At 39.1% G+C, this 24816-nt stretch carries 21 protein-coding genes; 10 read left to right on the top strand and 11 right to left on the bottom strand.

Annotation, left to right across the window (positions count from 1 at the left end; translation table 11 throughout):
• Window positions 1-20: 20 nt before the first annotated feature.
• Window positions 21-998, bottom strand: coding sequence for a cytochrome aa3 quinol oxidase subunit II (gene qoxA / locus ABC357_RS12415; protein ID WP_412887806.1), 978 nt, complete (start codon window positions 996-998; stop codon window positions 21-23).
• A gap of 793 nt (window positions 999-1791) precedes the next feature.
• On the opposite strand from qoxA, the gene ABC357_RS12410 reads away from it, so the two are divergent.
• From ABC357_RS12410 to bcaP, 4 genes are all read left to right on the top strand, one after another.
• The gene (locus tag ABC357_RS12410) at window positions 1792-2895 is read left to right on the top strand and encodes a DNA sulfur modification protein DndB (protein WP_412887805.1); all 1104 of its coding nucleotides are present in this window, start codon (window positions 1792-1794) and stop codon (window positions 2893-2895) included.
• A complete protein-coding gene (locus ABC357_RS12405) occupies window positions 2892-3944 on the top strand; it encodes a DNA sulfur modification protein DndB (protein WP_412887804.1) in 1053 nt (350 codons plus the stop codon). Before ABC357_RS12410 ends, ABC357_RS12405 begins: the two co-directional genes overlap by 4 nt.
• Window positions 3945-4089: 145 nt before the next feature.
• Entirely contained in the window at window positions 4090-4665 is a 576-nt protein-coding gene (locus tag ABC357_RS12400; RefSeq protein ID WP_412887803.1) for a competence protein ComK, read from the top strand.
• A gap of 325 nt (window positions 4666-4990) precedes the next feature.
• A complete protein-coding gene (gene bcaP / locus ABC357_RS12395; RefSeq protein WP_412887802.1) occupies window positions 4991-6433 on the top strand; it encodes a branched-chain amino acid transporter BcaP in 1443 nt (480 codons plus the stop codon).
• A 127-nt stretch (window positions 6434-6560) separates the two neighbouring features.
• Here the strand turns inward: bcaP and ABC357_RS12390 are convergent, their stop codons facing one another.
• Entirely contained in the window at window positions 6561-7586 is a 1026-nt protein-coding gene (locus tag ABC357_RS12390; protein ID WP_412887801.1) for an acyltransferase family protein, read from the bottom strand.
• Window positions 7587-7986: 400 nt separating this feature from the next.
• On the opposite strand from ABC357_RS12390, the gene ABC357_RS12385 reads away from it, so the two are divergent.
• From ABC357_RS12385 to ABC357_RS12375, 3 genes are all read left to right on the top strand, one after another.
• Window positions 7987-9009, top strand: a complete 1023-nt coding sequence (locus ABC357_RS12385; protein ID WP_412887800.1) for a 2-oxoacid:acceptor oxidoreductase family protein — start codon at window positions 7987-7989, stop codon at window positions 9007-9009.
• Window positions 9002-11287, top strand: coding sequence for a thiamine pyrophosphate-dependent enzyme (locus tag ABC357_RS12380; RefSeq protein WP_412887799.1), 2286 nt, complete (start codon window positions 9002-9004; stop codon window positions 11285-11287). Before ABC357_RS12385 ends, ABC357_RS12380 begins: the two co-directional genes overlap by 8 nt.
• A gap of 179 nt (window positions 11288-11466) precedes the next feature.
• Window positions 11467-13647, top strand: coding sequence for a PAS domain S-box protein (locus ABC357_RS12375; RefSeq protein WP_412887798.1), 2181 nt, complete (start codon window positions 11467-11469; stop codon window positions 13645-13647).
• Window positions 13648-13940: 293 nt separating this feature from the next.
• On the opposite strand, the gene ABC357_RS12370 is transcribed toward ABC357_RS12375, so the two are convergent.
• Window positions 13941-14372 (bottom strand): YkvA family protein, encoded by a 432-nt coding sequence (locus ABC357_RS12370; protein WP_412887797.1) that lies wholly within the window; start codon window positions 14370-14372, stop codon window positions 13941-13943.
• Between the two features lie 233 nt (window positions 14373-14605).
• On the opposite strand from ABC357_RS12370, the gene ABC357_RS12365 reads away from it, so the two are divergent.
• Entirely contained in the window at window positions 14606-14833 is a 228-nt protein-coding gene (locus ABC357_RS12365) for a Spo0E family sporulation regulatory protein-aspartic acid phosphatase (RefSeq protein WP_412887796.1), read from the top strand.
• A gap of 22 nt (window positions 14834-14855) precedes the next feature.
• Here the strand turns inward: ABC357_RS12365 and ABC357_RS12360 are convergent, their stop codons facing one another.
• From ABC357_RS12360 to ABC357_RS12345, 4 genes are all read right to left on the bottom strand, one after another.
• Complete coding sequence (locus tag ABC357_RS12360) at window positions 14856-15581, bottom strand: ZIP family metal transporter (RefSeq protein WP_412887795.1); 726 nt, start codon at window positions 15579-15581, stop codon at window positions 14856-14858.
• A 175-nt stretch (window positions 15582-15756) separates the two neighbouring features.
• Window positions 15757-16974: an MFS transporter gene (locus ABC357_RS12355; protein WP_412887794.1), complete on the bottom strand. Its 1218-nt coding sequence runs from the start codon at window positions 16972-16974 to the stop codon at window positions 15757-15759.
• A gap of 41 nt (window positions 16975-17015) precedes the next feature.
• On the bottom strand, window positions 17016-18524 hold the full coding sequence (locus tag ABC357_RS12350; RefSeq protein ID WP_412887793.1) for an ATP-binding protein: 1509 nt from the start codon (window positions 18522-18524) through the stop codon (window positions 17016-17018).
• A 258-nt stretch (window positions 18525-18782) separates the two neighbouring features.
• Window positions 18783-20393 carry an ATP-binding protein gene (locus ABC357_RS12345; RefSeq protein WP_412887792.1) on the bottom strand — a complete coding sequence of 537 codons (1611 nt, stop codon included), beginning with the start codon at window positions 20391-20393 and terminating at the stop codon, window positions 18783-18785.
• A gap of 191 nt (window positions 20394-20584) precedes the next feature.
• Here ABC357_RS12345 and ABC357_RS12340 point away from each other — a divergent pair, with 191 nt between their 5' ends.
• Window positions 20585-21622, top strand: coding sequence for a YkvI family membrane protein (locus tag ABC357_RS12340; RefSeq protein WP_412887791.1), 1038 nt, complete (start codon window positions 20585-20587; stop codon window positions 21620-21622).
• A gap of 41 nt (window positions 21623-21663) precedes the next feature.
• Here the strand turns inward: ABC357_RS12340 and ABC357_RS12335 are convergent, their stop codons facing one another.
• The 3 genes from ABC357_RS12335 to ABC357_RS12325 all read right to left on the bottom strand — a co-directional run bounded on the left by ABC357_RS12335 (window position 21664) and on the right by ABC357_RS12325 (window position 23594).
• Window positions 21664-22434 (bottom strand): hypothetical protein, encoded by a 771-nt coding sequence (locus tag ABC357_RS12335; RefSeq protein ID WP_412887790.1) that lies wholly within the window; start codon window positions 22432-22434, stop codon window positions 21664-21666.
• 135 nt (window positions 22435-22569) lie between these two features.
• Window positions 22570-23187, bottom strand: a complete 618-nt coding sequence (locus tag ABC357_RS12330; protein ID WP_412887789.1) for a CPBP family intramembrane glutamic endopeptidase — start codon at window positions 23185-23187, stop codon at window positions 22570-22572.
• 221 nt (window positions 23188-23408) lie between these two features.
• Window positions 23409-23594, bottom strand: a complete 186-nt coding sequence (locus tag ABC357_RS12325) for a YkvS family protein (RefSeq protein ID WP_412888655.1) — start codon at window positions 23592-23594, stop codon at window positions 23409-23411.
• A 369-nt stretch (window positions 23595-23963) separates the two neighbouring features.
• On the opposite strand from ABC357_RS12325, the gene ABC357_RS12320 reads away from it, so the two are divergent.
• Window positions 23964-24158: a hypothetical protein gene (locus tag ABC357_RS12320; RefSeq protein WP_412887788.1), complete on the top strand. Its 195-nt coding sequence runs from the start codon at window positions 23964-23966 to the stop codon at window positions 24156-24158.
• Window positions 24159-24196: 38 nt separating this feature from the next.
• On the opposite strand, the gene ABC357_RS12315 is transcribed toward ABC357_RS12320, so the two are convergent.
• Window positions 24197-24697: a sigma-70 family RNA polymerase sigma factor gene (locus ABC357_RS12315; RefSeq protein ID WP_412887787.1), complete on the bottom strand. Its 501-nt coding sequence runs from the start codon at window positions 24695-24697 to the stop codon at window positions 24197-24199.
• Window positions 24698-24816 lie beyond the last annotated feature (119 nt).

Genomic DNA, 24816 nt, shown 5'->3' with positions numbered 1-24816 from the left:
TGTAATAGGTTCGGACATTATCAATGATTGCTGTGCTCGCCAGCATCATTGCCTTTATTTTCTTTGTCGAACACATTTTTGTCAGTGCCGCTTCCGTCTTTATTCGTCGTATCATCCATATGGTCCATGCCGTCCATATTATCCATGTCCATACCTTTCATGTTTTTATGCTCTACAGGCGGTGGACTGAATTTCAAGTGAGTGGAAGAATAAGATTTTCTGCCGACATAAGGTGTTTTTAATAGTTTATTAAATTCTTTTTCTGTTAGTTTCTTTTCGTTCGTTTTTACATCGTTAACCCATTCTTCGAAATCCGCAGGACTCATTGATAGTGCTTCGAATTCCATCTTGGCCGTTCCTTGACCGCTGAAGTTGGAGTTTCGTCCCATCATGGACTGCGGTTTATCAGCTACAAAGTTCAGCTTGGTAACCATGTTGCTCATACCGTATTTTTGTCCGCCCAGTTGTGGAATCCAAAGACTTGTAATCGGACCATAAGAATAAATGCGGAATTGTACCGGACGCTTCGTCGGGATGTTCACATAGTTGACTGTTTCAATTCCTTCTTCCGGATAACTGAAATGCCATTTCCAGTTGGAAGATGAAGCATAAATAATTAAAGGTTTATCCTTCTCATATCCTTCTGGAGTTTTTTCCACCTTGTTTGTGGTTACGACTGTTACCACAGACAGGATCGTCACGATAATGATCGGAATAATTGTCCAAGTGAATTCAAGGTACTTATTCCCTTTATCATGTGGCGGCTCATAATCTTTAGGAGCTTTTGAAGCCCGGTATTTGATAAGCATGTAAACTAATAGCGCCCATACAACTACCAGAATAATGATCATAAAGATTACTGAAAAGTTAATTGTATTTGCTTGTGTTTGAGCAACAGGACCATTTGGTCTAAACACGAGCGGTCTTTTATAATCGCATCCTGATAGAGCAAGGATTGTTAAAAAAGAACCAAATATGATTGCCCACTTCTTTTTCATAATGTACCCCTTTCTTAAGTGATAAGTGTGCTTCTTAAATCTCTAAACGATGAGAGAAATAGACGTCACAAATCGGAAAATCGACAAAATTCGGAATATGAAGATTCTCCAGATGCATGTAACTATTGAGGTATAGTGTTAGTGCATTCACATACCTGTAGTTATACTATATTAACTCAAAGTTAAAAATTCAAACATTAAAGATTTGTGATAATTTTGTGAAGGAAGGAAATGGTTAGAAATACTGGATTTTTCAGAAAAAAAGTTAATTAAATATAAATAATGAAATATTTTACATTATTTTAACATAATATTTTACAGATGTTGAATATTGATATATTAGTAATGTGTTAATGGTGAAAACTATATATATTTTGTAAAAAGGTGAGCAAATGGAAAATGTGAACAAATATTGTCAATTTTTAAAAGGATAAAAATAAGGAAAAAACTTTATAGTTGCGATTTATACCAAAAGGAATTATCGACTGTATGGATAGAGAAAAACTTTGTTTACGGAAACTGGAAGCAAAAAAATGACAGTTTCATAGAAACAAGTTTAAAAGTAAAAGAACAAACATGATGCAGTCATTTTTTTGTATGAATGAATTTTTTCGAGATTTACTCTTTTGCGAAAAAAAAGCACATTATACAGAATTAAAATAAAAAATCAATGTTTAGGAAGCGAAGTTAGTTAAGTATAAAAATGATTTAACGGAAAATTTATAATGTGGAACATTTAATGATTTACTTCCAAGTATTTACAGATGATAATATGACTTAAGGAGGAGATTAAATGTCCAATACGTCAGTTGTTTCTAAAATTAAGGGGACTTCCTTCCCTCAATTTGGTAAAGAAGTCTTAATTACCCAGATGAACTTTGCTACATTGGAGGCGATTTTTCAGATTGATGAAAATGTTCAACGAAAACTGGACCTCAAAAAAAGGGGAGAAATCAGATCGTTTATCTTAAAGGCTTTAGAAAGCGATTTTGAATTCATCTTTTCACCATTTATCTTTTCAGCAAGAGGAAGCATAATGCCCAACAGTGAGGGAGATTGGGAATTGGAAGCAGGTAGCTCGCTCTACATACTGGATGGCCAACATCGATTTAAAGCCTTGGAATCGTGTTTGAGTCATTTAAAGGTGCTGAAGGATATTCATGAAGATCTTCTGCAATTGGAAAAAGCAGAAGAACAGATGAAAATGATCAATAAATTGAAAGCGTATCCAATCGCTATGCAAATATATCTGCACTTAGATCAAAAGAGTGAAAGGCAGTTGTTCTCTGATTTGAATACTGAAAGAAGGGAGGCACATACTGGATTGGTCATGAAATATGACCATAGAGACTTTTATACGTCTTTGACGAGAAAGCTTGCCTGCCGTTTGCATGAGAATTTTGAGATAGAACTGAATCTATCTAGAATCAGCTTCAATAGCTCAGCCTATACCTCGTTGCCAATTATGAGAAAGTGCCTAATTGCGTTATTTGAAGGTTGTCTCAATGTATATAATGCTAGCCCAGCTTGCATATATGCCGAAAAAGAAGATTTAGAAAGGATTGCCTATTCTTTTTTTATTAAATGGACTGAGATATTTCCTAAAAATGGTCATAACCGAAAGAAATTTGCCTGTGGATTGACTGGAATACAAATATCACTAGCATATACAGTATTTCAGCTTGTAAGAGATTACGGATATACCTACGATGAGGCGATTGCAGCTTTGGATGGTTTGAAAAAGAATTGCACATGGAAAAATGATGATCCGTTGTTTGCACATTTATACGTCAGGGAGACGAGAAAACTGAAAAACCATTCAGTTTCCAATATGATCAAATGGACAAGCCAACAGTTCCTTGAAACGTTGAAAAAAAGAGGAGGACTGATCGTATGATTGAAAAGAATGTATTCGATAAAAGGCAGACAATGGGTGCGCTTACGATAAAGGAAATAAAACAATTGTATCAGGATGGTAATCTTATCCTCAGGGATACGGTTCCTAACCATGTTCGGCGAATCCGATATTACATAAAAAATAACGTATTGAATGGTGACATTTATTTTCCTCCGATTGTCGCAGCCATTACATTCAAAGTAGAAGGGGAAGGAGTTCCTGGTTGTTATGAAGTCATCGATGGATCCCACCGCCTTAAAGCTTTCATGCAATTGAATGGAGATTATATGAAAGTGGAGGAAGTGGATGGTGAAGGAAATCTGCGCGAGCATTATAAATTAATTGAACTGTTGGAACAGACTCGGATTACATTTCAATGCCTGTCTGGATTGTCCAATGAAGAGAAAGATCAGCTTTATATAGATTTAAACACAAAAGGAAAAAAGGTGGCTTTGTCAAAGCGGATTTCTTTTGATTCAAGAAGCCCATTGAATCAGATAACTAACGACATATTAAGAAACACTAAAGACCTTATGGAAGCAGGAGTGGAGACTGAAAAAAGAGCAGTCATCAGACCCGCCAATCAAAAACTGCTGTCTTTATCACAATTGAAGCAGATTGTGTCAGTTTTTCTTTATGGAAAGGCAGTTATGCAAGAAGGCGAAGAGAATAGACAGTTGATTTATATGGACTCAAACGAATATGCTGAATTGATTTCACTTTGGTTTCAGGAATTATTTGTTTTTGTGAATGCAAAAAAGATTGGCAATTATCATTTATCTATGTTGGCAAGTTTTCCATTGTTGATGGCTATTGCCATGTATGTGAATGACAGACAGCTGAAAAGATCGTTCATTGTAAGAAAAAAAGAAATGCTGGTTAAAATGCATGGCCTTCGCCACATTGATTGGAGATCGCAAAATCCAAAGTGGACGGAATTCGAGGGGAAAAGAAAAGGAGTCGATAATTATTTTTATTTAGCAAGTAATAAGGAGAATTTTAAAAAACTGATAGATATGCTTAAACGTGAGGAGGTGAGGACAATGTGAAAGAAAAACAGAAAAACCCCCAAGCAAGTCTGGCAGGACATCGCTGCTTGAGGGCACCAGACAGGGTATACCTGCTGACAATAGCAAGTATACCTTTTCCAAGGAAAAAAGAAAATGTTTTATTAATATGGAAGAGGTGGATGAGTTGAAGAAAGTTCCTGATTATAAATTGATTTTTGATTCTGTATTGATGTATACACGCTACGATTCAAACGGAGAACATTATGCAACTGTGATTGAAACGGATGGTGTGATCCACGTCAACCAAAAACCGATTGATATTATGAAAGAATCCATCCTGTATTATGGTAGTGACCTTTCAGGAGCGATTAAAGGCGCCAAACACCTATTGGGGGATATACGCATACCGCCGCTTAAGGTAAGTGGTTTTCATCGAATGTACTGGCTATGTACAGAAAAACTTACAAGTGGGAGTTGTATTTTCATGGCTTGCCACCATATTGACCAGGTTATCGGAAAGCCGAGAAAGAAGCCGGTTACAGTGATATTTAAAAACGGTTATTCAATTAGAGTAGAACTGACTTTGGATCAATTCAATGCAAAGCGGGGCAAGACGAATGATCTTCAGTTTTATACAGAAAAAAGGCTGCGCAATAAACAAGAGAAAGCGTTCAGTGACTACTTGATTATTAAGGATCCCGATACTGGCCGTTATGCTATCAAAAAAGAGCAGCAATCAGAAGATTTTGAAGAAGAATAATGAAACGGAAACCGATTCGATATTTGGATCGGTTTTTTAAGTTGTTGAGGCCGACTCCTTGTACGGATATCTATAAGTAAATGGCCGGTCAGCCAATAGAGAGGTTGACATAGATTAACGGTTTTATGCCCGGTGAGGGGTATATGGTGGGGAATGACTAGAAGTTGATATGGCCAACCAAGTTAATTGTTGACGAGTGCCATTTATATTACTATAATGAATAAATTGTCATTTATTCTATTTTTAAAATAAAATAAATTTTCAGTATATTCTTAATAAACATTCTAAAATTTATGTTTATTCATCTTTGTTGGAGGGTTACATCATGAAGGGTCATTTATTGAGAACAAAAACGATAGAAAGCCTGCTTCAAAGCAGCGGGAGCAATAGTTCGCTTAAACGGGAATTAGGGGCGTTTGATTTAACATTGTTGGGAATCGGAGCGGTTATCGGAACAGGTATTTTCGTATTGACAGGCACGGGTGCTATACAGGCAGGCCCGGCATTGTCCATTTCTTTCGTCATTGCTGCAATGGCTTGTATGTTTTCAGCTTTATCATACGCAGAATTTGCTTCAACGGTACCTATATCCGGTTCAGTCTATACGTATACATATGCTACGCTGGGCGAGTTTTTTGCCTGGATTATTGGATGGGATCTCATATTGGAATATCTTCTTGCCGTCAGTTCAGTTTCCGTGGGATGGTCAGGCTATTTCCAATCCTTTTTGAGCGGGATCGGCATAAAATTTCCGCAGGCTGTATCAGCTGCACCTGGAACAGTGGAAGGGGCCACTACCTATATAAATCTGCCTGCAGTGCTGATTATTATAGCGATTACTTTTGTGTTATCCATTGGGATGAAGGAATCGAAGCGCCTAAATAATATTATGGTCCTCTTGAAGGTCGCGGTTGTATTGTTGTTCATAATCGTCGCGGTTTTTTACGTAAAGCCTTCCAATTGGGTCCCCTTCATGCCTTTTGGCCTGAAAGGGGTATTCTCAACAGCAGCTTTATTATTCTTTGCTTTTATAGGATTTGATGCTGTTGCTTCAGCTGCAGAGGAGACGATTAATCCAGCCAAGAATCTTCCTAAAGGAATAATTGCTTCACTGTTGGTCTGCGGCTTATTATACGTTGCCGTTTCATTAATTATGACCGGTGTGGTACCGTATGCCAGTTTTAGCCAAGCAATAGACCGGCCGGTTGCGCTTGTTTTGCAGATTGCCGGGCAAAACTGGATTGCTGGAATTATATCGGTGGGTGCAGTATTGGGAATGACTACAGTCATGCTTGTTATGCTTTACGGACAAACGAGAATCATGTATGCAATGTCAAGAGATGGATTGATGCCGAAATTTCTATCAAAGGTCCACCCCAAGTATAAGACACCGTATGGAGCTACATGGATATTCGGGGTTCTCGCGGCATGCCTTGGAGGTTTCATACCATTGGATGAACTTGCTTCCTTAGTGAATATCGGGACACTGTCAGCCTTTACTTTGATTTCTGTCGCTGTCTTGGTGCTGAGAAAGACGAAACCAGATTTGAAGCGTGCTTTTAAATGTCCAGGAGTACCGGTCGTGCCATCTTTGGCCATCTTTTTTTGCTTATTCCTCATGACACAACTCAGCGCTGAAACGTGGATTCGCTTTGTCGTATGGCTAGCGATTGGAATGGTCATTTATTTTACATATTCCCGTAAGCACAGCCATTTGAATGCAGACCAAACTGGAGTTGGAAATAAGGCGACAACCCATAAGATGTAGCAAGATGGCGGAGAAAGTGTTTTAGTGCGAAGTGATGATATGTTAATAAGCAGGAACGTTAGTCAATCAGCGTTCCTGCTTTTTCAATGCCATATTTTTTATAGGAAGAGTAATGGCATAGCCTGTTTTAGCCGGGATTATTGCCTTTTAAGACCCCTAATAGTTTATGGGCCTGCGGTTTAAACCGGGATGTCTTTACTTCGATTAAAGGCTGTGCAAGTGAAAAGACAAGCCTGCTAGACAGGATAAGCGTGATCATCAATGCCACGACAATCAATGACCAATATATATTGAAGGATGATACATACTCATGTATTTTGCTTTCACGGAAAAATTGGATGAAAAAGCCGTGAAGGAGATAGACATACAGCGTCCTCTCGCCGAGAAGAGTAAAGAAATATCGGCCGCGCGGCACAAGCGACAAGAAACTGGCAATCATAATAAAGCTGAGCAAATAGAAAAAGAATCTCGTCAGCATATTAAAGGTAGCATCCATTTCTGAATAGGGCTTGGAACCCAATAGCCATTGGTAATCGATATCTGGAAAAATATAAAACCCTGCAATGACCATTGCAAAAATTAAAATGGCTATAAAGCGAATCCGCAGTAGAAATAGTTTTTGAATATCGTTTTTCGTCAAATAAAACCCAATTAGGAACATAGGAAAGAATACAAAGGTCCTTGTAATGCTTAAATAATCGGAAGCAACATCAATATAACCTATGAGCAAACCCAAACTGATGGATAGGGGAATGCCGTAGACAGGTTTAAGTTTTGCGAACCCTAATAAAAGCAGGTTCCAGAAAAACAGGGAGATTAAAAACCAGAGCGACCAATGGGGTTCGAACGGGTCCAACCTAATAGTAGGTTCTTTATCCAAGTAGTAGTAGTAAATGGAATAGGCACCCTGAAAAATGAAATAAGGGATAATCAGCTTTTTGAACAATTGGAATACGTAGCCCTTACGGTAAATGCCTTTGGCAAAAAATCCCGAAATCAAAACAAAGGCCGGCATGTGGAACGTGTATATTGTTTTATATAAAGCATAGATACTATCATCATCATGTATGAATGTCCGTAATAAATGGCCAAGTACCACTAAAAATATCAGGATAAATTTCGCATTATCGAAAAAATAACTTCGCTTACTCATAATGTCCTCCAGTGCCATAATTTTTATCATATTGTTTTACCCACATACTAACGCTTTTTAACGAAACAACCCTTTACATCTTCATAACATTTCAGTTACAGCTGATAAAAAAGATAAATAGGTTTCACGGGGCGGGTCCAAAAATACAAAAATTTTCTATCCATACCAGTAAAAAATAGCAATGTCCTGCACAATAATGATTTCATTCGAATGAAGTTGAACATAAAATAGAAGTTGATTGATTTTTTTAGAAAAATCTTGTGAAAGTTTGATCATGAAAAATAGGCTACATTTTAGCCTTGCTATAAGATGGACATTGATTTTAATAATTCGGAGCAATAGGTTGTTGCTGCGCAATCGAGATAAATGTAATCAAGTAACGGAAGTGGAGGAAATAACTATGTCCGTATTGCCAAAAAAGAATGAGTTGGGCTTTTATGAAATCCGATTGGAATCAATTGGCGGATTAGGGGCGAACTTAGCCGGAAAAATGCTCGCTGAAGCAGGCGTATTGGGATTAGGCCTTAATGGATGTAATTTTTCTTCATATGGATCTGAGAAGAAAGGCTCTCCAGTAAAAAGCTTTATCAGATTCTGTGACCCAGAAGTAGAAATCAGAGATCATAGCCCTATTGAAAACCCGCATGTTATCGGTGTTTTCCATGATTCTTTATATAAAATGGTGGATGTATCGAAAGGCTTGCAAAAAAACGGAATTATACTGGTGAACACTGTGCAAAGCCCGGAAGAAATCCAAAAAAAGATGAATATAGACTCAGGGACAATTGCTGTTGTGGATGCATTAAGTATAGCTCTGGACGAAAAGACGAAAGTAAATACAGCAATGCTTGGTGCATTGTTCCGGATATGCGATTTCCTAAACCCTGAAGACATGAAGAAGGTCATAAAGGATACCTTCGAAAAAAAATACCCGCAGTTGGTAGAACCGAATATTCGAACGTTCGAACGCGGATATGAGGAAGTGGTGTTTAGCCATTTTCAGGAAGGGTCTTTAAACGAAACAAATATCGGCAGTCAATATGAAACCCGCCATATCGGTTATTGCGGACAGCAAATGGGTGGGGTCATTATAGCGCAGGGGAATAGTGCGCGGAAAGATATGAGCGGTTCAAGGCAAGGCTTCATTCCTTCCTTTGACGAATCCACATGCATTAACTGTGCTGCCTGTGATAATGTCTGTCCCGATTTTTGCTTCGTCTGGGAAGAAGGGGAAGATAAAAGAGGAAGAAAGAATATGTTCCTGAAAGGAATCGATTACCAATATTGTAAAGGGTGCTTGAAATGTGTAGAGGCCTGCCCTACAAATTCTTTGACCGAAATGCGGGAACACGGGGATATAACAAAGGAGAAGAGCGTTAAGCAGCAATCCTTCCAATTGACAGGGGGAAAAAAGAATGTCTAAACAAGAAATAGGACGCGCGGATATTCAGCCGCAGGAAACGGGTTTTAAATCAGGAAACGAGATGGCGGCTTTAGCGGCCTCCCAGATCAATTACCATCTGATGGGGTATTTTCCGATTACCCCGTCCACTGAGATAGCACAGTTGCTGGACTTGATGAAAGCTCAAGGGAAACATGATATCAAACTGATTGCAGCTGATGGGGAACATGGTTCGGCGGGGATATGCTACGGTGCTGCTGTCACTGGCGCACGTGTATTCAATGCTACCTCGGCGAATGGGCTCATGTATATGCTGGAGCAATTGCCGGTACAGTCAGGAACCCGCTTCCCGATGGTGATGAATCTAGTGACACGGTCAGTCAGCGGGCCTCTTGATATTAGAGGGGATCATTCTGATCTTTATTTTGCTTTGAATACTGGTTGGATCATTTTATGCGCAAATTCGCCTCAGAGCGTATATGATATGAACATAATGGCACTGAAAATCGCTGAGCATGCTGACGTCAGATTGCCGGTCATTGTTGCCTATGATGGTTTTTTTACTTCTCATCAAAAAAGAAGAGTCAGCACTTTTAAAGATAGGGAGATTGTTCAAGAGTACATCGGGGAACCAAAAGGCAATTTTACTTTTGTTGGAGACCCCAAAAAACCTGTGACTATCGGTGCCCATATGGACGGCGATGATTTGTTGAACAACCATTATCAGCAATCGAACGCAATGTATGAGGCAGGGGAAATTTTCAAACAGGCAGCGGAAGAATTCAAAGCTATATCAGGCAGGACGTACAGCGAGTTGAACACTTATCAAATGGAAGATGCCGATGTTGCATTGTTCCTTGTCAATTCGGCAGCTGAAACAGCGAAGGATGCAGTGGATGCATTAAGGAAGCAAGGCATCAAGGCAGGTGTGGTCAGCCCTGCGATTATAAGGCCATTTCCTGCAGAAGCGATTCGCCAAGCGCTGAAGGATGTAAAGGTATTGCTGGTAGGGGAGAGAGCGGATTCCTACGGTGCCCATGGGCCTAATTTGACCCATGAAATCAAGTCTGCGCTTCAAGAAGATACCGATAATCATACGAAGGTCATGAGCAGGGTATTCGGGCTTGGAGGCAAGGATTTTTATACAGATGATGCCCACGCTCTATTTGAAATGGCCATAAAGGCTATGGAAGCGGGTGTAGTGGATATTCCTTTTGATTATTACGGGCAGACGCCGGGCGGTGACGCAGATATCCTTCAGCCTGTAGGAGAACCATTGGATGGAGATGCGTTTAAGACAGGACTTATTAAGGTGGAGCAGCAGGATGACGGGAAACTGAAAGTCCGCATTCCTCCTTTAAGAGCGTTGACAGCTAAACCAAAACGGATGGCTCCAGGGCATGGTGCATGCCCTGGCTGCGGTATTTTTACCGGATTAGAACTTTTCTTCAAAGGGATTGAAGGGGATATAGTCGTTCTATTCCAAACAGGCTGCGCCTATGTTGTGACAACTGCTTATCCATATTCATCCCATAAACAGACCATGATCCATAATCTGTTCCAGAACGGTCCTGCAACACTTTCGGGCACTCTTGAAGCATTCCTCGAAAAGAAAAGGCGAAGAGAGATTGATGTCTCCGATGATGTCACGTTCATTATGGTAACAGGTGACGGAGGAATGGATATCGGCATGGGATCAGCTATTGGCACTGCGCTGAGGGGCCACAAGCTTATTATGCTTGAATATGATAATGAAGGATATATGAATACAGGGTCGCAAATGTCCTATTCGACACCGATGGGGCATATGACAAGTACAACAAACCTCGGGAAAACACAATTTGGAAAATCCTTCCACCATAAAGATACAGCACAGATTATGGCTGCTGCCAATATTCCTTATGTGTTTACCGGAAGTGAAGCATTTCCGCAGGATTTAATCAAAAAAGCAGCGAAAGCCCAATGGTATGCCCAAAATGTCGGCACTGTCTACGGAAAGCTCTTGATTACTTGTCCGCTGAATTGGAGATCTGAAGACCGCTATGGCAATTCAATCATGGAAGCGGCTGTGAACTCATGTTTTTTCCCGCTCTACGAAGTGGAACAAGGGGAAACGGTTATTACGTATAATCCTGAAACCAGAAAGAAGCGGATTCCTGTCGAGGAATGGCTTTCCTATATGGGCAAATCCAAGCATTTATTAAAGGAAGAAAACAAAGAGTTGTTGGAAAGCTTCCAAACAGAAATAGACAGAAGGTGGGAAAAACTGCTTGTTAAGTATGAGACCCCTTTGTTATAACAAGTCAAAGCCGGTTAATTGAACCGGCTTTTTCTAATTGGAACGGACTGGGGTCGTGATTTACCATCAATAAAAAACAGTTCATTGGATAGGAATTTCAGTATATGCGTCGAATATGTATACCTTAATGCAGAAATTATTGTCATGCAGAAATTGAATTGAGCAAAGGTGGGAAGCTAGTGAGACAAAATCATCACAGTAATATGGCCAATACTGAAACGATACAAGTTGAAGAGCCATTTGTACATTCTGCTCATTTTTTTCATTTGTCCCTGGATGCTATGCTGATTATAAATGAACAATGTCGAATCATACAGATAAACCAAGCAGCATTGTCGCTGTTGAATATGGAAGAACGAGATTGCCTGCACAGCCCTTTGGAAGATGTTCTTGCTTCCATTACAGGAGGTAGCCTACAGTATGATCTGGATTACATCCGTCGGCAACCCGCGCTTTCTGATGAGTGGGTGTGGGTGGACCTAACCGGGAAACGGAATCACTTAGCCTTTAATACAGTTTATGCAAATGGCATGTATCTGTTCACTTTAAGGGATCTTTCTTTATATAAAAAAAATGAAGAAGATTATATCATTACATCCAATATGTTCAAAGAGGTATTGACACAAGTAACAGATGGAGTGGTCATCTTTACTAATGAAGGAAAAATTGTCGATGTCAACGGAAGTTTTTTAAAAGCTGTCGGTGTGAATAAATGCCAAGTGATGAATAAATCCTTCTATTCTTTTTTGCCTGAAAACGGAAGAAAGAATTGGAGCCGTACCCTTAAAAAGATGATTGTGGACGGGAAGGTACACGGTGTAGTAGAACTTCAGGTGGAAGAACGCACTTACTTTTTTGAATATACACTCTATTTGAACAATTATGACCAACAATATATAAGTGTCTTGAAAGATATTACAGAAAAGAAATTGATTGAAAAGCAATTGAACAGGAGCAAAGAAATCTTTACCTATATATTCGACCAGGCGATCGATGCCATTTTGCTGACGGATCCGGAAGGCATTATCCAGGAGGTGAATGACGGAGGATGCCGCATTTTTGAGCTGGAAAGAGAAGAATTGGTTGGATTGAATGTATATAGCTTTATCCGGAAGAAGGATAAGAAATATCAGCATATGCTCCAAACATTCAATCAAAATGGTGCAGTCAGGGAAGAATTGTTTTTTATAATGGGAAACGGGCAGCGTAAATTGTTGGAATTTACTGTTAAGTCTTTGGAGGATGGGACATCGAATGTGATGATATGCAGGAACGTAAGTGAAAGGCATAAAATTGAAGTGCAGCTCCGGAAGAGCGAAAGCCGGTTCCGCAAAATATTCAATGGAATGCAGGATGGGCTAATTCTATGGAAAAACCGTCAAATCATAGATATGAATGAAGCAAGCTCCGCCATTCTTGGCATTGAAAAGAAGAGCATTGTCCGCTTGTCCATTGACCGGATATTGAATAGGGTGCCCGACATTAAGCAGGACATCGAAAAGATGCTTAAGAAGCTGGAAACCCAGCAGAATGTTGAGGAAGTCATTTCATTCAATTCGAAGGATGGAAAAACGAAGCATTTGGAATTCAGCACAAAGAGAAAACTGGTGTCTGGTATGAACCTGACAATCATTAAAGACGTGACTGAACGCCTCGAACTTCAGGAACAGCTTAGAAAATCGGATACTTTGCATGTAGTTGGGGAGCTGGCAGCGGGAATCGCACATGAAATCAGAAATCCTATGACCTCCCTGAAGGGATTTATCCAATTGCTGCAACATCATATGGAAGAAGATTTCTCCAGCTATTTCAATATTATTTCGTCCGAATTGAAAAGAATCGATACAATCATTACGGAATTCCTTGTGCTTGCACGGCCGCAAGCTGTACAGTTTGAAGAAAAAGATATACGCATAATTCTGCAGGATACGGTGAATTTGATGAGTGCAGAAGCGATTATGAATAATATTTCATTTTCCCTTCTCTTCGACCGGGACCATTTTTCATTAATATGCGAACAAAACCAATTGAAGCAGGTATTTATCAATATTATTAAGAATTCGATTGAGTCGATGCCTGATGGAGGCATGATAACCATTCAGACACGAAGCTATAGTGAAGAATATATCAGGATCGTCATTAGGGACGAAGGAAGCGGTATACCGGAAGAAAAATTAAAAAAGTTGGGCGAACCTTTTTATACAACAAAAGAACGCGGAACAGGAATGGGACTCATGGTCAGCTATAAAATAATCGAAGAGCATAGTGGCTGGGTCGATGTAAAAAGTAAAGTCGGAAAAGGAACGATGGTCGAAGTATTCCTGCCTTATCGCAATAAAGTCTGTGAACCTTTACGCTAATGGATGTCTAGAAGGAAGCTCCTTATTCTGTAAGATTAAAGACAAGCAATAGTACATGATTCTTTATAGCATCAAGCTTGTTTATAATGTTACATACATGTTGAAAATGCACATGAGAAAAAAATCATATAAGCCAAACAAAAAAAGTCGATTCCTTATCGTACAGGAATTCGACTTTTTTGTTGAAATACAGTAGGTGTGCAAAGATGCCTGAAATATGCACGTTGGAAAAAGGATACGGGCATATTCATTGTATGGATGGTTCTTTTTAACCTATTTACGATAGGCAGTCATTATTGTTGTATTTGGCTATAATCAATCGTATAAACAGTATCCTTTTCCTTCTTCCATGCTGAAAACACATCTATGTCTTTTTGGATGCCTTTTGCGATAAACCCCAATACCGCCACATCGTCCAATAGACCTAATCCGATGATAAAGTCAGGTATGATATCGACCGGACTGACAAAATAAATGACACCGACAAATAAAAGCACTAAGGTACGATAAGGGATTTTTCGATAATCACCTGTTATCCAAGCCTTCAGCATTTCGATCATTGTCAAAAAAGAATTCCAGACGCCTTTCAGTGAGGATTTGTTCCTATTCTTTTTGCTGGAAGCTTTATCTAGCAATGAGGAAGCTTTCGCATGGTCATTCATATACATTTCTGCTTTTGGCTTTAATGCTTTAAAAATAAATCTGTCAAAAAAACGTTTCTCCATCAAGATACCCCCTCTATCTGATTTCTATTGTATATATCATATGTATACCTACCTATTGAGAAGATAAAACATTCATTTCATTATATTGAGAGGGAAGAATGTCGAATGGCTTGAATATTGAAGGGGATATGCACGGATTTTGTCTTTATTTGCGATTCTATTTACAATGTTGGGAAAGTTTGTAATAATTTAATCTAGTTAATCATGCAATACAAAAGGGAGATTTGAGAGAAATGAATAAGCGTACCTTAATGGATATTTCTGATGATATTCATGAGATGAGAATGGACTTGCTGCATCATGCTGCTGAATTTGGCTTGAATCATGATACCACTATCCAAAAAAGTGAAGCATTGGACCGAATTATCTATGAATACCAAGTATATTCAAAGGCTGAGAAAGAAAAGCTGCCCGGAGTGCTGCTTTTCGGTCGAGTTAATTATCAATTAGCCATTTCATAGGACGATAGAATTGTATCGGAGTCTATGAAAGAAACATAATCATAACTAATAACCCTGCAATGAAGGCAAATGTTGCAGCTCTCTCATTTCCATCTCCATGGCTTTCAGGTATCAGCTCCTTATAGATAATAAAAAGCATGGCTCCCGCAGCGAATGCAAGGCCGATTGGAACAAGATTCTGAATATAGGAAGTAAGATAATAACCCATCAAGGAGGTAATGATTTCGATCATACCTGTAAGAGTGGCAATGATGAAGGCTTTCCATCGTGAAATCCTCTGGTTAATAAGAAACAAAGCCACTAGAAACCCTTCTGGAGCATTCTGCAATCCAATCGCCAAAGCTATCATGTTTCCTGTATCCAAGTCAGAAGAAGCATAGCTGACCCCGACAGATAAACCTTCAGGAATATTATGCAATGTAATGGCCATGATGATAAGCATGGCTTTTTGGTCAAATTCGAGGTTGTTAATGGAATGATTGACATCGATGTGGGGGATGTTTTTTTCCATAAAGGTCAATGTCATGACCCCGAAATACATCCCTATCACCAGTGGAATGAATCCGCCTTGTTCCATCGTTTCAGGGATTAAGCCGAGCATGCATGCAGCCATCATAATACCGGCTGTAAAAGCCAGTAAAATATCTCTGAACCGGTGTGTAAACGATGACGTAACAAACAAAATAATAAATGCCCCTAATCCAGTAGACATAGCGGATAGCATGCTACCTACCCAAACATTTGCCATAGTTCTCTCCATTTCCGCAGCCAGATGGCTAACTTGTACACAATTCAATAAAAACCCTTCATAATTCATATTATTATGTTTTTTTAAAATTATACCTTAACGAGCCCGCCGGAAACCTCTCGAAATAGCAAAAAGGCCATCCTTGCAGGAAGGATGGCAGATTAATTATCGTTTATCAAATCCGTTGTTCGTTCAAGGAACGATCAGAAGGAAGGAAGAAACTGAAAAGGCCCAGCAATGGGAGAAAGCCCATTATTTTTATAGTGGGGATAAGGCCAATAGCATCGGCCATATTGCCGATCGCGACAGATCCGATGGCGCCCATGCCAAAAGCCAGCCCCACTGTCAGCCCCGACATTGTACCTACTTTTCCAGGAACTAAATCCTGTGCATATACGACTGCCACCGAAAAGCTGGACATTAAAATGAATCCCACAAAGAATAATAGAATAAATGCCAAAAATGGATGAACATAAGGCAATGCAATGGTGAAAGGGACAGCAATTAACATAGATAGAAGCAGGATGGTTTTTTTGCCGAACCGATCCGACAATGGACCTCCGAAGAAGGTTCCAAGCGCTCCCGCCGCAAGAAAGGTAAACACATAGATTTGAGCAGTGGCTGTGGTAAATCCATAATGTTCTATAGCGTAAAACGCAAAGAAATTCGTCATGGCGGAAATATACCATGATCTTGCGAATATTAATAGCAAGATTAAAAATAGGGCCTTCCAGACTCTTTTAGGGATAGATGTTTGTTTTCCGCCTGTTTTTTTAGGGACGGGAAAATAGTCTAATTGGCGGCCGTACCAGTTTGCGATGAATATCAGCAAAATACAAGCAATCAAGGCCACTGGTGCAAAGTAAAGGGAACCGATTTGCCCGAGAGGCAAGATAATGCCTGCTGAAATGAGCGGGGCAAGGGATTGGCCTGCATTACCTCCGACCTGATAAATGGATTGTGCCAGACCTTTCTTCCGTCCTGCGGCCATATGGACGACACGTGAGCCCTCCGGATGGAAGACTGCTGAACCGATTCCTACCAGTATGACGGCGAAGATTAACAGGCTATACGTGTGGACAGTGCCTAACAGCACCATGCCAAGCATTGTACTGAAAAGGCCGAGAGGAAGGGCAAAAGGCATCGGTCTCTTGTCCGTATACCAGCCAACAACAGGCTGCATAAGTGAAGCGACAATATTAAGGGCAAAGGCAATCATCCCTAATTGTGAATAAGTAAGCAGCATTTCCTGCTTCAGGACTGGAAACATTGCCGGAACCACTGCTTGAAAGGTGTCATTCAATAGGTGGCATAGTGCAATTAGTAATAGAATTTTAAACGTTGTTTCCTGACCTCTATCTTGTGGTTTTACAGTGGATGCGAATTGGCTCATGTTAAATTCCCCCATCAATCAAATGTGTATATGAATGAATCCTACAGGACGTCAGATTTCGTTGCCGGCAAAAGCGGAAGACTCAATGTGAAAATGGTTCCGTATTCCGCCTGGCTTTCAACGGTCATCTCACCATTGTACATGGCCATAATCCTATGGCATATATAAAGGCCGAGGCCGGTGCCGAATTCTTTGGTCGTATAGAATGGCTCAAAGATATGTTCGATTGTTTCCTTATCCATCCCTTTACCGCTATCTTGAATTAAGATATGGACTTCCTGTTTTTTGATAGTCAATGAAATCGCAATCACGTCGTTAGGGCTGCAGGCTTCGAAGCTGTTTTTGACGATATTGAGCAATACTTGCTTCATCTGGTCTTGCGCGCACATGACGAATACAGGCTGATCGCGCAAATGGATCTTCAGCTTAGTAGAGTAAACTTCAGCTTCCCTTTCCAGCATAGGTATCATTTCTTCAACTATTGCATTTAAGTCCACTTTGTTAATAGGGTGGACACTAGGTTTGCCAAGAACTAAGAACTCATTCACAATCTCATTAATGCGTGTGATTTCTTTTTGTATGACAGAAAAATACATTTGGTCGATCGAGTTTTGATATTTTTCACTGAGCAGCTGCACGAGCCCCTTTATACCCGTAAGAGGATTTTTAATTTCATGAGCCGTTGAGGCAGCGAGTGTGCCGATGATTTCAAGTTTTTGGTCATCATAGTCTTTTTTTCTTTTTGCCTCATCCCGCTTATACAGTAAGTGCTGTATCAACAGAAACATAATGTGGGTTATGAAAAGGCAGAGAACGATGAACCTGAGCAGTGCGTTCGAATCAAGCCCAACCTTTTTTGGTGCATAATTAAGATGGAGCACCCAAGGAACAGATTCAAAGGCAATTTTTTGTTGATAGTCCCCTTTTTTGAGAGAATCATTCAATGTTAAAATCTCTTTATTATCAAAATTCGAAATTTTAACAGCGATTTGCGGTGTTAATCTTTCCAGTACATTTTTAATATAATCAAGGTTTAGCTGGGCAAGCAAATAACCTTTTATGGAATCGCTATCTCCCAAGACTGGCTTGCAAATATAGAAAAAACTGCTGTTATTTACGGGATCGACTAATTTTTTGTTAGAGACAAACGTTTCTTTCAGCCTGGAGCATGAATTAATATAAAACTCCTTCACTCTTACCTTATTATAGGCTGGCTGGGTTCCTTTTACGATCACTCCCTCTTTGTCGATGTAATATAGATCTCCGTAGCGTTTATCCGTCTGTTTTGTCCTATTAAGGAAGTATTCAATTTTATCAGGGGTTTTGCTGATATCATTAGCGAAAATGGCCAAAATATCAAGGGTTTTTATCGTTTCTTTTATGAATGATTCGATATACTGCTGGTTCATTTTCCCGAAATTCATGTTATCCTTCAGAAGATTTTCATTTGTTCGAACCTGTAAATAGTGCTGGAACAAGAAGGCGGCCAGTATGGTCGGCAAAATGATGACGCTGATATAGAGCAATAAATTTTTTTTAATATTATTCAATGATACCCGCTCTTTTCTGGTAAACGATTAATTGTTATCTTTTCATAAATCAAAAGACTGTGGTGTAACCATTTCTTGATTATACCAAAAATAAATGAAAAACCTTACTTATATGTAAGAAAATCCGATAGATGCAGTTTAAGGAATTACTAGTTGAAGGGAAGCTGAGAGGGATAAGGCAGATTTGCAAAAGGGGAAAGGAGGAAGAAGGCGGGCGTAAAGGCGAAAAAGAAGAAGCGGTGCTGTTGACCGCTTCAATCAGTGCTTCGTATGATTCAAATAAACTTGGGGCGTATTATTTCTTTCAAATGGCAAAGTAATGTTTATGGTGGTACCTTTTCCTACTGTGCTGCTTATATCGATTGTCCCGTTATGCTGCTGGATAATCCGCTCAGTAATCATGAAACCTAATCCTGTGCCGGTTTCCTTCGTCGTGAAGAATGGTTTTCCGATGTTGCTCAAAACGGTCTCCGGTATCCCGATGCCTGTATCTTCTATCGTCAACAGCACTTCATTCCCCATTTGTTCCTTGCATGTAATATTGATGGCTCCTCCATCTGGCATTGCTTCAAATGAGTTCTTAAGCAAGTTAATAAATACTTGCTTCATTTGATTGCCTTCACAGAATACGAGAAAAGGGACTGATTTGCATTCTGCTGAAATAGTAACCCCTTTATAATGGGCCTCTGACTGGAAAAGCAGAATGACTTCTTTTAAAAGCGACTGTAAATTATGCATCTTTACATTGGAAACATGCGGCTTCGACAAGACAAGAAATTCCGAAATGATGCTGTTCATTCTTTTTATTTCGGATGTAATAATATCAAGATATTGTTTATGAGGGCTGTTTTCTTCATTCAGCATCTGTATAAAGCCGGATATGACGGTCAGGGGATTACGGATTTCATGGGCAACGCCTGCCGCAATTTCACCTGTTACTTTTAATTTTTCGGAATTACGCAAATAATCCTCCATAAGTCTTTTTTCAGTCACATCCCTGATCATGCAGGAAACATAATCCATTTGGCTGTGTACATTGAAAATAGGAGATATGGTCATTTCGACAATCAACGATTCATTAGAGAGTTTCTTGCTTTGCAATTCAAGCCCGATTACACTGTTTCCGCTTCTCGCCTGGTCAAGGGCTTGCTCAACGGCTGACAGGCTATCAGGGAAAAACGTTTGCAGTAATGCATTATCCAATGAAAAGGTTGGGATATCATAGAGGTCAAGGAACGCTTGGTTGAATTCTATAATCTTCCCTTGCGGATTAAGGATGGCAATCGCATCCTTAGAATATGAAAACAGTGATTCGTACAGAGATTTAGTAGAATGTAAATCCTCTTTTGCCTTGGATTCCTTTTTTTGGTTTTTATGCTTCAGCAAATCGGTTTGATGAATAATATTGAAAAGGATAAAAAAGGTCAATCCTACAAAAATAAAAATATGGATATAATTATTGAGCATTGTATTTCTTAATATTTCGTTCCCTTTTTCTATAAATAAAACCCATTGTAAAAAGACTGATAAAATAGCGGTAATAATTAAAAGGCGGCGCACTTGATAAAAGGCGGCTATTATAATGGGAATCATGATAAAAATATAATTGCTGATATAAGGCAGATTATAGGCTGTAATAAAAGTATACAGAATGGATAAAGCCACTATGCCATACATCATAATGTATGGTTTGTTTAAATATTTGTTGAGTATAGTGACAGCTCCGTTTAAGAGAATGGCCACTAAAATATCTAACGTCAGTAGCGATTGTTGTGTATAAGCATTATATAAAACCTGAATAACGACGATTATCCATATTAAATTAGCCAGAGTATGATTTCGATTTAGAATTGCTTTTATATCATCCATAATAGATACCTTTCTCTAATTTCATGAATATTTTACCATATAATAGGGCTTAAAATCATAAACTAGCATTATTTTCTTTGTATTCATACAATAATTTTAAAGGCAGCATGGCTTCACGTTTGTTTTTATGATATTGCTTGTCTATTTTTTGCTTCCCAAGCATATATTGTGCTGAGAGGGGAGGCATTAGGATGCAGGCTAGAATTACAGGAACTTTACAGATCGCAGCTGTATATGTGGGTACTGTGGTCGGAGCCGGCTTTGCGACCGGGAAAGAAATTGTTGAATTTTTCACGCAGTACGGAGTATATGGATTGTTTGGAATTATTATAGCGGGCATCATATTCATCCGGATGGGAACAAAAATGATGCTGGTCTCATTATCCATAAAAGCAAAATCGTATAAAGAATTGAATACATATTTATTTGGGGTGAGATGGGGGACATTTGTGAACACTCTTTTTTTCATTATGCTCTTTGGGGTGAGCGCTGTTATGCTTTCCGGGGCGGGGGCTGTATTCGAAGAGCATTTGCATATAGAAAAAGCATGGGGGATTTTAATTACCTCTGTACTCGCATTCGCGATTTTGCTCCAAGGGATGAAGGGGCTATTTGCTGTTAATATCCTCGTTGTTCCTATGATGATTGTATTCAGTTTTCTTTTATTATTCAATGGTATGGGACAGCCTCATTTCATTGAGGATATGTTAAGTCCGCCCAAATCAGGTTTATCCTTTAAAGGGATTATTTCCCCTTTTTTATACAGTGCATTCAATCTTGCTTTGGCACAGGCTGTCTTGGTTCCTGTTGCAATGGAAGTGCGTGATGAAAAAATTATTAAAAGCGGTGGAGTAGTCGGGGGGATTGCATTATCTGCCATCCTAATGGCCGGCCATCTTTCCCTGGGCACACTTGACAATGTATATGAATACAGCATTCCTAGCGCGGAGTTAATGAGAAATAGTATTTCTGCTTTATACTTTCTTTTTTTGATTGTTATCTATGGAGAAATATTCACCTCTTTGGTCGGAAATATTTTTGGGCTTGAAAGGCAAATGAAAGTGACGATCAAGGTGAATAGCAGTATATTGTTTGCTATCATTTTGTTGGCAGCTTTTTGTATTGGACAGTTTGAATATGGAGCGTTGCTTTCTTTTTTATATCCGCTTTTTGGATACGTAAGCCTCGTATTTTTGTTCCTACTTTATCGAAGCAAAAAATTGGAATGATAAAAGCCAGCCCGTTTGTTCATTGAGGGCTGGCTTTATTGTTATCTTGAAATTGTTTTGGCCATTGAAATAAATGCAGAGCGTACATCGTTGTCGGCTTTAGTGAAAAGGGTCAATTTCATAGGCTTTTGGCTGTCTTTCACCAAATAAATGGTTACTACATCTGTTCCATTGCTTGCTTCATATACAGTAGCATTAGGCAATTGAAGATCCGATTCCTGAGGATGCGTTATTGTCTTATTAGTATCCTCCAATTCGGTTGGTACGTTTTGTTCCATTTGCGCCCAATCAGGTTTATCCAACAGTTGGATTCTCATACTTACGTTGTCGTTGTCTTTCAAGTAAAGTACGTCTTTCCCTGGTTCCTCCCCCGTAAGCTCGAAATTAGGAAGAACATACATAGAATAGTTTTGGTTGCTGCTTTTCATTAGTTTGGCAGCTTCTGTTTTGGATTGTCCGCCGCTTTGGTAAGTCAGATCTTTTGTATCTGCACTTTGTGCTGCATTATTTGAACTGCTGCTTGAATTTGTTTGATTTTCAGACGTTCCATTTTCAGTTGACTGTTGTTTGTTTTCGTCATCGGCAGCAGTGTTCGAACCCTGTTGTGAACTGCTGGAGTCATTAGCGGTGCTATTTTCCTTATTTGAGCTTTCATCACTTGTTTCGGTAGATTTACTATCCTCTTTGTTGGTCTGATCCTTTGTTTCTGTCTGATCCTGATTTTTTTTTGGTGTGTCACTGGCTTCATTGCTTCCGCAACCAGCCAATGCGACTAGACCGACGAGAGAAAGTGCCATAAGTAATTTCTTCATTTGTTATTCCTCCAATATAGAGCTTTTTTTGCCAGTTATATAGAGTATTTCATATATTTAGACGAATTACGAGAGAAAAAGTTACAAAAATGAAAAAAGGATTCCATCTGAGTGATGGAAATCCCTCCATTTTCTTTAGGCTAAAGGCCATAAAAATAATAATAGGAAGTCGAACAAAAGATGAGAAACAATGACAATCATCAATGATTTCTTCCATTGGTATAGAAGGGCCCAAACCAATCCGCCTGCAATTCCCGCGATAAATAAGGCCGTATTGCCGGAATACAGCATTGGAACCGCATAGAGTAATGTAGATAGCAACACGGTTATCCCTGCAGGAAAGGCAGTTGATAATTTTTGCTGAATATAACCCCGCCAAAAAATTTCTTCCCCCGGTATGAGAACGACAAATAAAACAAAGAACTGCCAGAATGCTTCCGGGCTATACATCTTATAAAGTGCCGCAACATCTTTCGTCAGGCTTTTCATATGGAGCAAAGAGAATAGTTCATTGCCTAATGCGAAAAGAGCATATAATAGAATGGCGGATACACTGCCATACGCGATCTTTTTCAATGTGCTGTCCGTTGTCTGGTATTGTTTTTTTCCGGTCATTGCAAAGCAAATCATAAAGAGGATGGAAGCTGTATACAAATACCAAAAAACCGATGAATGCTGGTAGGTTAGAAATAATAGAATTTGTGCGGATACTAATCCAAGAAGAAACCGTAAATCCGTCGCACATGATTTCATGCGGTAAGTTTCCCTCCTTCAATGTAGATGTTAAATGTAACAGTAGTTATTGTATTTTATTGTAGCCTACTTTACAACAAGATCTGGGTAAAGTAAGAATTTACAAATTGAAGGTTTTAGACGGAATGTCCATGAAAAAAACCTTCCATAGGGTTGGAAGGTCCTTTTCTTTCAAACAGCATCCACTGTAGAATTTAGTAAGAATGCGCTTTCAATCATTATTAGTTTTTAAGCTCAATGATCTTGTAATTCTTATGATTCACTACAGTTTTTTGTTCAAGTTCAAGATCACGGTAATTATCCATATATGAGAGGTCGACAATTACTGAGTTTTCATTCACTTTCTCAACAATTCCTTTTAATCCATCTTTGAATTCGATTAAATTACCAATTTGCGCTATTTTCATCATAATCACACCTTTAGCATTCTATTGTACTTCTCCGCGTTAGAACAACTTGCTCGTATGAATGTCATGAAAGAATGAAATAATTCAAACAGAAATAATTGTTCGAAAATATACTTTACAGTTTGCACTATTTTTGTGTATCCGTAAAGGTTTTTTTATAAAAAAATTTAGAAATAATTGTAAGTTTTGTTTTTCGATTTTTTGTGAATAAAAACACATACATTGAACATTTTTTTCGCTTTTAATAATAAGTTCATGCTAAAAACAGAAGAGGGTATTTCTTAGTCAAATATCCGGCAGGCCCAGTAGTATTCTCTGAGAAAGAACGATATACTTTTTTTATACAAAATGATAGTGGAGGACTGCAATATGGACAATGAAACAGCCAATAATTTATTGAAACAGTTGAAATCAAAGGAGATACATGAAGTGATTGTCTCCAAGGAAGATTTTTTGACATTTCGGGAGCAGTTGGTGAAACGCGAGGATTTTAAGCATTTTGCTGGAAATGCAAAACATGGCGGAATCACCGTATATACGTATCATGATGTGGCTAGAAGCTGAATCGATAAATTGGCAGAGAACCCCTGCCTGCACTTTTCTTAAGTAAGTTCTTGATGGATGTCCATCACATTTTGTAATTTCCTGAGAGCGGAACGTCTCCACGATTTGATTGCTCCGACTTCTTTGTTAAAGTGATGGGCAATTTCAGTAAGGGAGTGCCCATGGACATACGTGTGGATCAACCAGTTCCGTTGATTTTCCGTTAGTAGTTTGCTTATTTCAAGAATGCTGTCTTTTTCGAAATAAGCATCAGTGACCGAAGGAACCATTTCGCTTAGGCTTTCATAGGTAAAGATAAGTGTCTGCCTATCCTCGTATTGCTTATTTTTTCGCAATTCGGTCAGCATCCGCCCCCGAATTGTGGCATAGGCATAGGTAGAGAAAGAAGCTTTCCCCCTTATAAAATGGATTTGGGCTTCCCACAGTGCGGTTAGGCCAATACTGTAATAATGATCAATGTCTTTATAAATATGGAGATTATGAATAATTCGGTAAATTAAAGAATGATATTGCTCAGCCAGCTTTGTGAAATCTTCCATTGTCCGATTGCCCCTATTTAGAAAGCGCGCTTTTCTCTTATTCCCGGGTAAGACCAATATAAAAGAAACACCCATTTTTAGCTAAAACTCTTATGTTGCCTTAAGCGGCTGAATATGAA

Origin of the sequence: Bacillus kalamii (assembly GCF_047238185.1) — a bacterium.
GTDB lineage: Bacteria > Bacillota > Bacilli > Bacillales > DSM-1321 > Bacillus_AD.
This window is presented reverse-complemented; position numbering and strand designations above follow the sequence as displayed.